The organism is Nonomuraea sp. NPDC048881 (genome assembly GCF_040649795.1).
Lineage (GTDB): Bacteria > Actinomycetota > Actinomycetes > Streptosporangiales > Streptosporangiaceae > Nonomuraea.
This window is the reverse complement of the sequence record NZ_JBEZGC010000019.1, coordinates 1-12,141: the sequence shown is the minus strand read 5'-3', so window position 1 is coordinate 12,141 and position 12,141 is coordinate 1. Positions and strand designations below refer to the sequence as shown.

General features: G+C 64.9%; 12 protein-coding genes and 1 pseudogene. 6 read left to right on the top strand and 7 right to left on the bottom strand.

Translation table 11 applies throughout. The features are described 5' to 3' along the window. Positions 1-331 precede the first annotated feature (331 nt). Both AB0C33_RS41380 and AB0C33_RS41375 read right to left on the bottom strand, forming a co-directional pair. On the bottom strand, positions 332-1,078 hold the full coding sequence (locus tag AB0C33_RS41380) for a phosphotransferase (RefSeq protein WP_358298367.1): 747 nt from the start codon (positions 1,076-1,078) through the stop codon (positions 332-334). A 576-nt stretch (positions 1,079-1,654) separates the two neighbouring features. Then, the gene (locus tag AB0C33_RS41375) at positions 1,655-2,371 is read right to left on the bottom strand and encodes a GntR family transcriptional regulator (RefSeq protein ID WP_352320788.1); all 717 of its coding nucleotides are present in this window, start codon (positions 2,369-2,371) and stop codon (positions 1,655-1,657) included. Between the two features lie 1,096 nt (positions 2,372-3,467). Here AB0C33_RS41375 and AB0C33_RS41370 point away from each other — a divergent pair. The 3 genes from AB0C33_RS41370 (at position 3,468) to AB0C33_RS41360 (ending at position 6,821) form a co-directional block, all read left to right on the top strand. After that, positions 3,468-3,914, top strand: coding sequence for a GNAT family N-acetyltransferase (locus AB0C33_RS41370; protein WP_358298365.1), 447 nt, complete (start codon positions 3,468-3,470; stop codon positions 3,912-3,914). A 249-nt stretch (positions 3,915-4,163) separates the two neighbouring features. Further along, positions 4,164-5,081: a 4-hydroxy-tetrahydrodipicolinate synthase gene (gene dapA / locus AB0C33_RS41365; RefSeq protein ID WP_358298363.1), complete on the top strand. Its 918-nt coding sequence runs from the start codon at positions 4,164-4,166 to the stop codon at positions 5,079-5,081. Between the two features lie 54 nt (positions 5,082-5,135). Further along, positions 5,136-6,821: a ribonuclease J gene (locus AB0C33_RS41360; RefSeq protein WP_358298362.1), complete on the top strand. Its 1,686-nt coding sequence runs from the start codon at positions 5,136-5,138 to the stop codon at positions 6,819-6,821. A 100-nt stretch (positions 6,822-6,921) separates the two neighbouring features. Here the strand turns inward: AB0C33_RS41360 and AB0C33_RS41355 are convergent, their stop codons facing one another. Genes AB0C33_RS41355 through AB0C33_RS41345 form a run of 3 tightly spaced genes read right to left on the bottom strand, consistent with a single transcriptional unit; the run spans position 6,922 to position 9,175 of the window. After that, a complete protein-coding gene (locus AB0C33_RS41355; protein WP_358298360.1) occupies positions 6,922-7,698 on the bottom strand; it encodes an ABC transporter permease subunit in 777 nt (258 codons plus the stop codon). Next, positions 7,695-8,447: an ABC transporter permease gene (locus tag AB0C33_RS41350; RefSeq protein WP_358298358.1), complete on the bottom strand. Its 753-nt coding sequence runs from the start codon at positions 8,445-8,447 to the stop codon at positions 7,695-7,697. The genes AB0C33_RS41355 and AB0C33_RS41350 overlap by 4 nt, the downstream gene beginning before the upstream one ends. An 8-nt stretch (positions 8,448-8,455) precedes the next feature. After that, positions 8,456-9,175 (bottom strand): ATP-binding cassette domain-containing protein, encoded by a 720-nt coding sequence (locus AB0C33_RS41345; RefSeq protein ID WP_358298356.1) that lies wholly within the window; start codon positions 9,173-9,175, stop codon positions 8,456-8,458. Between the two features lie 112 nt (positions 9,176-9,287). Here AB0C33_RS41345 and AB0C33_RS41340 point away from each other — a divergent pair, with 112 nt between their 5' ends. From AB0C33_RS41340 to AB0C33_RS41330, 3 genes are all read left to right on the top strand, one after another. Next, positions 9,288-10,667 carry a histidine kinase gene (locus AB0C33_RS41340; protein ID WP_358298354.1) on the top strand — a complete coding sequence of 460 codons (1,380 nt, stop codon included), beginning with the start codon at positions 9,288-9,290 and terminating at the stop codon, positions 10,665-10,667. Further along, the gene (locus tag AB0C33_RS41335) at positions 10,664-11,305 is read left to right on the top strand and encodes a response regulator transcription factor (protein WP_358298352.1); all 642 of its coding nucleotides are present in this window, start codon (positions 10,664-10,666) and stop codon (positions 11,303-11,305) included. The genes AB0C33_RS41340 and AB0C33_RS41335 overlap by 4 nt, the downstream gene beginning before the upstream one ends. Positions 11,306-11,397: 92 nt before the next feature. Then, positions 11,398-11,631 (top strand): hypothetical protein, encoded by a 234-nt coding sequence (locus AB0C33_RS41330; RefSeq protein WP_358298350.1) that lies wholly within the window; start codon positions 11,398-11,400, stop codon positions 11,629-11,631. A gap of 22 nt (positions 11,632-11,653) precedes the next feature. Here the strand turns inward: AB0C33_RS41330 and AB0C33_RS41325 are convergent, their stop codons facing one another. Together AB0C33_RS41325 and AB0C33_RS41320 are read right to left on the bottom strand one after the other, a co-directional pair. Continuing rightward, the gene (locus AB0C33_RS41325; protein WP_358298348.1) at positions 11,654-11,869 is read right to left on the bottom strand and encodes a hypothetical protein; all 216 of its coding nucleotides are present in this window, start codon (positions 11,867-11,869) and stop codon (positions 11,654-11,656) included. 177 nt (positions 11,870-12,046) lie between these two features. Beyond that, positions 12,047-12,141 (bottom strand): annotated as a pseudogene (locus AB0C33_RS41320) (transposase); the annotation flags it as partial.

Below are 12,141 nucleotides of genomic sequence, written 5' to 3'. Positions count from 1 at the left end.
GGCTTCGTTGGAGGCTCGCTCGCCGAAGCGGTGATTATCGCGCTGATTCCGATACAGGGCAGTGAGCCTCATTAGCGTCGATTCGGAGATCCCGCCGAGCGCGAGCCATACCAACCACCCCCGAGGCTTCATCGCGGGCATGTTCGCGACCCACGCCTTCGGCAGTCGAGGCGTATCGTCGCCTCGAGTCGTGCTTCGGCAGCCCGATGTCGTTGACCGCCTGCTAGCCGTCATCGAGGCCATCACATCGTCGGCCAGGAAGACGACGCCCTTGCGGATACGCCTCACTCGACGCGGCGGAACGGCGCTCCTGGCCGTCAGCTCGTCCTGCTCACATCCGGGCTTTCAGCACGTCGACCTCGCAGCCTGGCGCAAACGGGTCGAAGCCGTGCTCGATCAGCCATCTGATCGCCAGCAAGCTTCGCGAGGACCACCACCCGCGGATCACGTCGAGGTCGACGTCGGCCCCGTAGCCGGCGATCAGGTCGCCCAGGCGCTCCTCATGTCCGAGCGTCAAGATGGCGAGGTCGAACAGCGCATCGCCCTGGCCAGCCTCGGACCAGTCGATCACGCCGGTGACCTCGTCGCCGTCGACGAACACGTGCGTGATCTGCAGATCGCCGTGCGTGAACACCGGTTTCCATGGCCGGAGCGCAGCCGCGGCCACCTCGCGATTGCGCGTGACCAGATCGGCCGAAAGGACACCATTCGTGACGAGCCACTCGCATTCGGCGTCGAGACGCGATGTGACCGCGTCCAAGCTCTGACCAGGCCATGGTGGCAGGGGTGCGTCGTGGAGAATCCGCACGGCGGCACCCACCGCGGCCCATGCCGCCGGCGACGCGACGGACGGCTCGCCCAGGCGACCGAGTGCCGTCCCTGGAGCAGTGGCGAGCGCGAGCACGGGCGGTTTGCGCCACAGAACCTCCGGCGTCGGGATCGGCGCCATGGCCATGGCTTCGACCTCGACGTCAGTGCGCGTCTGGTCGGCGTCGATCTTCAGAAACACGTCCCCGGCACGCAGGGTCGCGCGCTCGTTATGCGCGACGACGACCTCGATCTGCTCCACGTCGGCCATTATCGCGAGGATGACCACCGACGTCGCCAGGTTATTCGCGTGCGGCTGCGCGGCTGATCGCGTCCCACTGCCCGGCGGCTGCGCAGGACACCGAGCACTGACGGGGCAAGCAGTGAGGCGTTCCTCGCCCGCAGGCACAAGCCGCCATCTACGACGGATGGCCGGACTTGATCTACGAACAATGAGCCTGTGCAGTGGCGCGGAGGCCCGTCACCAATGCTGATCACAAGCAGGCGAGACTCATGATCCGCGGCTCAGGTTGCAGCGGGGCTCTGACGTGGTCTGATGCGATCCTCACGCCAAAGCCGGAGGTGATTTGCGGCCGGAAGAGGATTCGTTGTGAGGCGACCGAGTACCGGAACATCGGAGCCTCATGGCGCGTAGTCCCCATGTGGGGCTCCACGAGGGCGGTGGGGCAGGGCGAGTCTTACCGTGCCCTGCGGCCAGCTATTAGGCGGATAGCGATCCGGCCTGCGGTCCTTCGGTTCCTTAAGGTGTCGCTTCCCAGGGGGCCTTTGTGTGGGTACATGAGGCTCCAGGCGGCGAGGCGCGGCGCCACCCGGAGCCCTGAACCGGTCAGACGGGCATGCTGTACATCACTCTGAAGCGATCGCCCGGGATGACGATGTCGCTCGTTTCGACAGGACGTTCGCCGGCCCAGTGCGTACGTTCGACATGCAGAACGTGAACCCCTGCCGCCAGATCGAGCGCATCGCTCTCGGCCGGTTGGGGCACCCGGGTGTGGATGCTCTCGACGACCTCGGTGATCTTTATGCCATGCGCGTACATTCTCGCGACCAAGCTACGGCGTTCCTCCTCAGTGTGGGCGACGAACGCCATCGGCTCGTAGGCGGTGACAAGTTGGATCGGCTTGCCGTCGCCGCGAAAGACGTAGTGCGTTCTGGTCAGCGTGGAATGTTCGTCGATGCGTAGACGTCTGGCGATGTCGGGGCTGGCGTCAGCCGGTTCGCTGTGCCAATCCCACGTCACGCGTCTGCCTTGGGACTGCAGGTCGGACGCGAACGGCGCGGGGTGGTCCAGGAAGCGCCACCGATGCAAGGGGGTCAAATTTGGACGGTCCCTGACGTAATGGCCTGAACCAACACGGCCGATGATGAGACCCTCGCCCGCAAGGACGCGTAGAGCGTGACGGGCAGCGGTCTCACCGACCTGATACTTACGGGTCAGTTGCGCCCGTGAGGGAATGGGCGCGCCTGGGGGGAGGGTGCCGTCGAGGATCTGCCGCCGGATGTCTTCGACGACACGCAGGTAGACCGGATCTGAGGTGGCCACTAGTCCATCCCTGGGGGTTCGTGTGAGGCGTTGCCCCATGTTGCCGTATTCGACAGGTAACCGACCGTCATCGATGACTGCTGGAGCCCCAACTTTGCGATGGCGCAAAATTATCGGAGAAACCCTGTAACGCTGATGTAAGGGACACCGATTTTCCGGTAGAGGTCGTCGATGTGTGTACCCCCGAGCACATATCGGCGGCCTCTTCCAGTGCGCGCACTCAGATGCAGCCGTCGAGGCACGCTTGCGCAGCTCATTCAGTACGTCGAGCTCCGCTTCCTGTCTTTTCATGGCATGCCCCACCCAACTTGCCGGATGGACGGCGGGGACGCGCAACAGCCGAGCGCTGAGAGAAGAACCTGTCGGATGGGAACGGAAACAGCACCCAGTTGCCCTGTCCCTGCCCGCGACCACGAGACCGCCGCAGCCGCGCGTGCCCGCAATCGCGGAGAGTGACGGGCTGAACGGGCGCACGTGATCGGCCCCGGCAGGAGTCCCAGCTGTGGTGCTCAGTGGCCGAGAGCAGCCGAGGACAGCGCTCACCCCCGTAGGGTCATCGGTACCCGCACGGCCGTCAGCACCGGCCGCCGGCACCCGCAAGGCCGCCGGCACCCGCAAGGCCCCTGGCACCCGCAAGGCCCCTGGCACCCGCAAGGCCCCTGGCACCCGCAAGGCCCCTGGCACCCGCAAGGCCCCTGGCACCCGCAGGGCCACCAACGCCCAGAAGGTCATCAACACGCGCAACGTCATCAGGAGCACTCCAGTGCCATAAGCGCCTGTAGAGCCTTAGCGCCGGCAGGAGTTGTCAGTCTGCGGGATCTCCCACAGCTCAGTGCTCTCGCCGAGGGGTTGTGCGGCGGTGCAGCGTCGGAGTGCCTCTCTGGATTGATGGCTGGTGAGAGCGGCGGGATTTCGTGCCGCATACCCCTCGGCTGTGGTCGGCTCAGGAAGAGTGGTCTTCTGGTATCCCGAAGAAGTGGCCGTGTCGTAGAGAGCCACCTTCTCCCTAGGTTGTGAGCTCCGCCTTCGTCTTAGTTGTCGGCCCGGTCCATCCCCTGGGCTCGGCTGTCTGAGGCCGTGCCTGTAAGGAGACCACGTGATCAGCATTGGCAAGCTCATGCCGTCCGACCGGGATGCGTGGGAGAGCTTGTTCCGGGCGTACATCGACTTTTACCAGAGAGTCGAACCCGACGAGATGTATGGACGGGCCTGGCAGGAGTTCCAGGCAGACACTCGGATGCACGCCTTCGGTGCGAGACTGGACGGGCGGCTCGTCGGCATCACCCACTTCCTGGTCCATGCCAGCACCTCGGCCCCTGACGCCGACGTCTGCTACCTCCAGGATCTGTTCACCGCTCCCGATGTCCGAGGCAAGGGAGTGGGACGCAAACTGATCGAGGCTGTTGCGGACTGGGCTCGGGATGGCGGCTGCTCCCGTGTCTACTGGAACACCCACGAATCCAACAGCACCGCGCGCCGCCTGTATGACAAGGTGGCCGAGAACAGAGGTTTCATCAGGTACCAGATCGAACTGTCCCAGTAGGGGGCGCCGGGTGGTGGCTGATCTTCCCTCTTCGGCCCCGCCCAGGGAAAGGTGGGCGTGGGCGGATATGATGGAGTCTCGGCTGCTGGCGAGGTGATCGCGAGCGAAGTAGATCGGGTTACCCCATGCGGTCATCCCTGTCACCTTGCTCCTCCAAATGCCTGCGAATGAGGGCAAATGGCTCCGTCGGGCAGGCAAAGCGGGGTGGCGACGTCCAACGTTTTTCCGAATCCAGGTAGCGTTCGCACTATGGCATCGCCAACTGGAACCGCCGAAGCGCCCTTCGGTCGCATGCTGACCGCGATGGTCACGCCGTTCACCTCTGACGGCGACGTCGACTACGAAGGCGTACGACGCCTGGCCACCTACCTGGTGGACGAGCAGCGCAACGACGGCCTGATCGTCAATGGGACGACAGGCGAGTCGCCCACCACCTCGGACGATGAGAAGCGACGGATCGTCAGCGCCGTCCTGGAGGCCGTTGGCGACCGCGCCGCCGTAGTGGCGGGGGTGGGGACGAATGACACACGCCACACCGTCAAGCTCGCGAAGCAGGCGGCGGAGGTGGGTGCCCACGGGCTGCTGGTGGTGACGCCCTACTACAGCAAGCCCCCGCAGGAGGGGCTCTATCAGCACTTCACCCTCGTGGCCGACGCCACCGAGCTCCCAGTGATGCTCTATGACATTCCTGGGCGCAGCGGCGTGCCGATCAAGACCGAGACCTTGATCCGCCTGGCGCAGCACGACCGCATCGTGGCAGTGAAAGACGCAAAGGGCGACTTGTTTGCCGCGAGCCAGGTCATGACGGCGACCGATCTCGTCTTCTACTCCGGCGACGACCTGCTCAACCTCGCCTGGCTGTCCCTCGGTGCCGTGGGGTTCGTCAGCGTCGTCGGACATGTCGTGGGCTCCGAACTGGCTCGCATGATCGAGTTGCACAGGAGCGGTGACGTGAAGCAAGCGCTGGAGGTACACGGCCAGGTGGCCCCTGTAGTAGACGGGATCATGCTGAAGGCCGGTGGCGCGATCATGGCCAAGGCGGCGCTGAGCTTGGTGGGTGTGCCGGTGGGACCGGTACGTCTGCCGCTCGTGGCCGCGACAGAGAAGCAAATCGCCGAGCTGCGTGCTTGCCTGGTGGCCGGCGGGGTGAAGTTGACAGACGTATAGGAACGGGGAGGAACCGGGAGTTTTGAGAACACGATTTGACCATGGGGGCCGGGCATGAGCCATCCGCATCCTGAGCTTGGCCCCCCGCCGGAGCTGCCTTACGGTGGCCTGCGCATCGTCGCGCTCGGCGGGTTGGGGGAGATCGGCCGGAACATGGCCGTCTTCGAATACGACGGCCGGCTGCTGATCGTCGACTGCGGGGTGCTGTTCCCCGAGCCCGATCAGCCGGGCGTCGATCTGATCCTGCCCGACTTCGAATACATCAGGGACAGGCTCGACGACATCGAAGCCGTCGTGCTGACCCACGCCCACGAGGACCACATCGGGGCGGTGCCTTACCTTCTGCGCGAGCGGCGCAACATTCCGCTCATCGGATCCAGACTCACCTTGGCCCTGATCGAGGCCAAGCTGACGGAACACCGGATCCAGCCGGCCAAGGTCGAGGTCGTCGAGGGCGAACGGCACATCTTCGGGCCCTTCGACTGCGAGTTCCTCGCGGTGAACCACTCGATCCCCGACGCGCTGGCCGTGGCGATCAGGACGCCCGCCGGCATCGTCCTGCACACCGGCGACTTCCGCATGGACCAGTTGCCGAGCGACGGCCGGCTCACCGACCTCGGCGGCTTCGCCAGGCTCGGCACCGAGGGCGTCGACCTGCTGATGTCGGACTCCACCAACGCCGAGGTGCCGGGCTTCGTCACCAGCGAGCGGGAGATCGGGCCGGTCATCGACGAGGTGATTCGCACCTCCGAGCAGCGCGTGATCGTGGCGAGCTTCGCCTCGCACGTGCACCGCATCCAGCAGGTGATGGATGCCGCGGCCAGGCACGGCCGCAAGGTGGCCCTGGTGGGCCGGTCGATGGTGCGGAACATGGGGGTGGCTCGTGATCTGGGCTACCTCAAGGTGCCGCCGGAGTTGATCGTCGACTCGCGCGACATCGAGCAGTGGCCGCCGGAGGATGTGGTGCTCGTCTGCACCGGATCGCAGGGCGAGCCCATGGCGGCGCTGTCGCGGATGGCCAATCGCGATCATCCGATCCGCATCGCCGAGGGTGACACCGTGTTGCTGGCGTCGTCGCTGGTGCCGGGGAACGAGACCGCGGTCAACAAGGTGATCAATGGGCTCACCAGGTGGGGCGCTCGTGTCGTGCACAAGGGCAACGCGAAGGTGCACGTCTCCGGCCACGCGGCCGCAGGCGAGCTGCTCTATGTCCTCAACCTGACTCGCCCCTCGAACTTCATGCCGGTTCACGGCGAATGGCGGCACCTGAGGGCGCATGCCAAGCTCGCCGCGCTCACCGGTGTTCCCGATGACCACATCGTGATCGCCGAGGACGGCGTCGTGGTGGACCTGGTCGACGGCAGAGCGAAGATCGTGGGAGCGGTTCACGCCGGGTACGTCTATGTCGACGGCACCTCGGTAGGCGAGATCACCGACACCTCGCTGAAGGACCGCAGGATTCTCGGCGACGAGGGGTTCATCTCGGTCGTGGTCGTGGTCGACTCCGCCACCGGCAAGCTCACCGCCGGCCCCGAGATCCACGCACGAGGCTCCGGCATTGATCCGGCGCAGTTCGAGGAGTTCATTCCGCAGATCGAAAGAGCTCTTCAGGACAAGGCCGCGGACGGCGTGGTCGACATGCAGGAGATCCGCCGGGTCGTGCGCCGCACGGTCGGCCGTTGGGTCAGCGACACTTACCGCCGTCGACCCATGATCATTCCCGTCGTGCTCGAAGTCTGAGCCACTGAGCGGTACGGCAGGCACCTGAGCCTGCCGTACCCGCAGTTGTGGAACGAGACGGCAGATGGTGCATCGCAACAAGGTCCATGGGGTGGGCATTTCAAGCGTCCCTCCTGCGTATGAGCCAGATGGCGGCCAGCAGGGGAAGAACCGCGTACAACACCAGCACGGTGGCGGCCGCAGGCGGAGACAGAAGTGCCCCGTACACCGACGTGGTGATGATGTCGCCGGTGATCTCGCGGGGAAGTGCACCGATCATGATCGAGCCCAGCCGCTCACTCCAGGGTTCTGGGATGTTGCCCACGATCATCGGAATGACGTAGACCAGACCCACCAACAAGGCGATCGCACCGGTGGCGGAACGCAGAAGCGCGCCCAATCCCAAGCCGAGCAGCGCGAATACGACCACCGTGGAACTGGTGACGAGCAGGAACGGAAGCTTGTCCGCGAACGAGGTCAGATATGCGCCGGAGAATCGGTCGCCAAGCACCCAACGTGAGACGAAATACGTCCCGAACACCGCCATCGGGCCAATGAGCAGGCTCAATACGCCGACCACGGCGGCCTTCGCAGCGAGAAGCGGCCATCTACGAGGGACGACCGTCAGACTCGTCCTGATCAAGCCGGTGGCGTATTCAGATGTGACGGCCAATGTGCCCAGGATGCCCACGCAAAGCTGCGGGACGATCACCAGAACCTCCTCCAGATCCGCTATCCGGGCAGTCGGACGCTGCTCCACGGGGGCGTCGTCGTACATGCCGGCTGCCATGGAGGCCAAGGCAAGGCCCAGAAGGATCGTGCCGAGACTGACGCCGACGATGAGATAGGAAGAGCGGACCGAACGGACCTTCAGCCACTCCGAGGCCAGAACACTCATACGTCCCTCCGCTTGAGTGAGATGAAACCGGCAACGAGCGTGATTACCGGGTAAGCCAGGAGGACCAGCAGCGCGGCCCAAGGCGGAAGAAGGCCGTCTCCAAGTCGGGACGACAGGCGATCGCCGACCAGTTGGGGAACCAGGTTCGGCAGCAGCAGTGATGCGGCACGCGTGTTCCACGGCGCAGGTAGGTAAACGACGACACCGGGCAGGACGAACAGCAAGGCCACGACCGAGATGAGCGCGCCAGCCGTCGACCGCGTGGCCATGCCCAGGCCGAGCCCCACCAGAGCCAGCGCAGTCACCGAGATCGCCGCAGCCAGCAGCATCGGCACGTCGTCGGCCAGCGAAGTCTCGTTGAAGCCCAGCCGGTGGTCGTGGGCGATCAGACGGCTCGCCGAATAGGTGACCAGAAGGATGACGTGAGCCGCTGTCAACGTGGCCAGGCCGACGACGACGGCCTTGGCCAGAAATAAGGTGCTGCGCCGCGGGACGACGGTAAGACTGGCGCGAATCATCCCTGTCGCATATTCGGATGTGACCGCCAGCACGCCGAGCACGGTGAGGCTCATCTGAAGGAGGGGCAGGAATCCTTGTTCCGGCGCGGCTGCCTGCAGCGTCCCTCGATCTTCGGCGAGGTCGCTGACGTAGAGCGTCCAGACCACGCCGAGCACCGCCATGAGAGCCGCCGCGCTCATCGCGTGCCAGGTGGACGTCACTGACCGGAGCTTCAGCCATTCGGCCAGCATGGCCGCCCTCATCTCGCTGCTCCGAACTGGACGCTGCTCGCCGTCAGAGCCATGTAGGCGTCCTCCAACGAGGGATAGCGTGCGGTCAGTTCGTTGACCGTGGAGTGCGCGACCAACCGCCCCCGGCCCAGGATCACGATGCGTTCAGCGGTCAAGGCCATCTCGCTCATCAGGTGACTGGAGAGCAGAACGGTCCTGCCCTCGGCAGCCAGTGACCGCATCAGGTCGCGGATCCAGCGCACCCCGTCGGGATCGAGGCCGTTGACGGGCTCGTCGAACAGCAGCACACCAGGATCGCCGAGCAGCGCAGCAGCGATGCCGAGTCGCTGCTTCATGCCGAGGGAGAAGCCGGCCACGCGCTTTCGTGCCACACTCGCCAATCCGACCAGCTCAAGCACCTCAGCCACGCGTGTGGCGCCGATGCCGTTGGTGGCGGCCAGGCAGAGCAGATGGTTGAAGGCGCTGCGCCCGCCATGAACCGCACTCGCGTCGAGCAGTGCCCCCACCTCGAACATGGGCTTGCGCAAGGAGGCGTATCGTCGGCCGTCGACCAGGGCCTGGCCGGAGGTCGGCGCGTCCAGGCCGAGAATCAGGCGCAGCGTGGTGGACTTGCCGGCGCCGTTGGGGCCGAGGAAGCCCGTCACATGGCCCGGCTCGACCTTGAAAGACAGATCATCCACGGCGACCGTGGCGTCGTAGCGCTTGGTGAGGTGCTGAAGTTCGATCACGCTGAAGAAGATGCGGCATGCCGGGCCGGCGGCGCATCAGACCACGGTTCGAACTTGAAGGTCAGACCCTGGGCTGACGTGCTCGGCTCGGCGAGAGGCTACCGTTCAACGCGTGAACGAGAACCATCCCTTCTTCGCCAGGCGTTGGAGCCGCGGTCAGCTGATCGTGCTCGATCTGGCAGCGGGGCTGGGGTTTGCGTTCGTGTTCGTCACAGCAGCGGTCACCGCGCCTGGGATGCCGCCGTGGTTGAAGATAGCCCTCCCGTGCGGGCTGGGCCTGCCTTTGGCGGTGCGAAGGCTGTGGCCTGTGCCCGTCTTCTGTTTCACCCTGACGCTCGCTGTCTTCGCACTTGCAGTTGACGTGGTGGGGTACGCCTGCATCGCACCGGCTTATGCGATCTATATCGTGGCGATGTCCGACAGGTTCGGGGCCGTGCTGCCGTCCTCGGCCATCGGTGTGGTCAGCATGATTAGTGTCTTCGGGCTGGTGGTCGCAGGCGGCGCGCCGCGCGGGGGCACGCCAGCTTGGCTGGTGCACATCGATCAACCGCTGGTCGGCATCGCGGCGCTCGGCGGAGCCTGGACCATCGGTCGGGCCGTCCGGGAACGCAGGTTGTACGCCGCTCGTGAGGCCGAGCGAATGGCTGAGCATGCAGTGACGCAGGAACGGTTACGCATCGCGCGGGAACTGCACGACGTCGTGACTCACAGCGTGGGATTGATCGCGGTCAAGGCAGGCGTAGCCAATCATGTGCTGGCGAACAGGCCTGAAGAAGCACACGACGCCTTGCGTGTGATCGAGACCGCCAGCCGGAGTGCTCTGGTGGAGATGCGCCATCTTCTAGGCATGCTCCGTTCGACCCAACTGCCAGATCTTGTTCCCGTTCCGGGTATCGCGGGCCTGGAGGGTTTGGTGGAGCAGGCCAGGCAAGCTGGGGTCGAGATCGACCTTGATCTCCGGATCGGTGGAGATGGGGCCGGCCAGGCAAGTCCAGGTCTGCGGGGTCAGGCTGAAAGCACGCCACGGGGACGGCCAAGAACGGGGCCTGGCGAAGTAGGTGGGCCTCTTGATGGGGAACAGGCCATGCCGTGGACCGGTGACCGTGTGCCGGATAAAGGCTTGTTCGGAGGAGCCGTCGCCGCGAATGAAGTGGGGGGACGACGAGGAGGGGGTCCGGCGCAGGCAAGACGGTTGCCCGATGGCGTCGAGCTGTCCGTGTATCGCATCGTGCAGGAGGCGCTCACGAACGTGGTCAAGCATGCCTCACCGACTCGCTGTCAGGTCTCTGTCGTGACGGACGGAGGCGAGGTGCGGATCGAGGTGGTTGACGAGGGCCCAGCAAGACGGGTGTCGCCCGGGGACGGCTCCGGCCACGGACTGATCGGGATGCGGGAGCGGGTCATGATGTACGGCGGAGTTTTTGAGGCGGCGAGTCTGCCTCGACGAGGGTTTCGTGTCTTCGCGCGTCTGCCGTATCAGGAGGTGTCGTGATCAAGGTGGTCGTTGCTGACGATCAAGCTCTGCTCAGGGGGAGCTTCACGATGCTGGTCGACTCCGAGCCTGACATGACAGTGGTGGGCGAGGCGTCAACCGGTGCTGATGCAGTGGCGGTCGTCTTAGAGCATCGACCCGATGTGGTGTTGATGGATGTTCGCATGCCGCACATGGATGGCATCGAGGCGACTCGGCGTATCGGGGATGTCTCTCGGGTTCTTGTGGTGACGATGTTCGACCTGGATGCGTATGTCTACGACGCGCTTCGGGCGGGTGCGAGCGGATTTCTCCTTAAGGACACGCCGCCTGCTGACCTGCTCGCTGCTGTTCGTGTGGTTGCCAGCGGTGAGGCTTTGCTGGCGCCAACGGTGACGCGACGCTTGATCGAGGAGTTCACGAAGACCCCTGTGGCGCAGCGGCCACAGGGGTTGGACAGGGTGACGGAGCGCGAGAGGGAAGTGCTGCTGTTGATCGCTCGTGGGCTGTCCAACGGGGAGATCGCTGATCACTTGCAGTTGAGCTTGGCCACCGTCAAGACACATATCGGCCGCTTGCTCGCGAAGTTGGATGCTCGTGACAGAGCGCAGTTGGTCATCGCGGCGTACGAGAGCGGGTTGGTTTCTGCAAGGCGGTGATTCAAGCGGGCCTGGATCGCCCAGTGCTCAATGCTTCTCTGGGCGTAAAGGATCTTCACAAGAGGCGGATTTCGTAAGGCCGGGGTCGAGGCTTGGGGAAGCCGATCCGTGCGTATTGGGCGATCGTGCGTCGCCGGTCGTATGGAGGAGGACCCGAGGTATCCGCTGACGTCTTTGCAAAGGCGAAGGCTGACGTCTTTGCAAAGGCGAAGAACGCACTCAACTGGCTCATCGGACACCTCACCGATGCGCAGACCGGGACGCTGCCCCATAACCGGCTGGAGGAGACCATCACCGAGCAGGGGCTTGATCGCTTCAGTCGTTGAAACGAGCTACATCTTGTCCGGTTCAGACATGGGAATTGCGGCGCCGTACGATCGCGTCGCTGATCTGCCGTGCCGCTTCCAGTTCGGGCGCCACCCAGCGCAGGCCGATGTCTTCCGCCTCCGCCGGCTCGAGGATGACCTGCGGCAGCGGTTCCTCGTCTACGCCGGACCGCCACGTGGCCGGGTCGGGCCGCTCCGGCAGATGCCGGAACCGATCGTTCTGCACCTCATCGCTCACATTAAGAGATGCGGTCCAAACATCCCCGAAGTTCCTCGCTGGCGCATGAACTTCGGCACACCCACGAGGCCCACACTCGTGGAACCGCTCACTTCAGCAGAGCCGCATCGTTCGTGATGGGAGTGTCAACTAAACGGCTGATCTTGGTTGTTGAATTGTTCAGAGGTTGGCAGGGGTACACTTCAGGGCGGCGGTCTCGTTCGGGAAGTGGCCGCGGGCCCGGACGGCCTTGCGGATGCGGGCGTTGACGCTCTCGATGGCGTTGGTGGAGC

Bases quoted from the DNA above. Each gene is read 5' to 3' on its own strand.
- dapA (WP_358298363.1), top strand. From the start codon at position 4,164: ATGGCATCGCCAACTGGAACCGCCGAAGCGCCCTTCGGTCGCATGCTG.
- AB0C33_RS41360 (WP_358298362.1), top strand. From the start codon at position 5,136: ATGAGCCATCCGCATCCTGAGCTTGGCCCCCCGCCGGAGCTGCCTTAC.
- AB0C33_RS41380 (WP_358298367.1), bottom strand. From the start codon at position 1,078: ATGGCCGACGTGGAGCAGATCGAGGTCGTCGTCGCGCATAACGAGCGC.
- AB0C33_RS41355 (WP_358298360.1), bottom strand. From the start codon at position 7,698: ATGAGTGTTCTGGCCTCGGAGTGGCTGAAGGTCCGTTCGGTCCGCTCT.
- AB0C33_RS41350 (WP_358298358.1), bottom strand. From the start codon at position 8,447: ATGCTGGCCGAATGGCTGAAGCTCCGGTCAGTGACGTCCACCTGGCAC.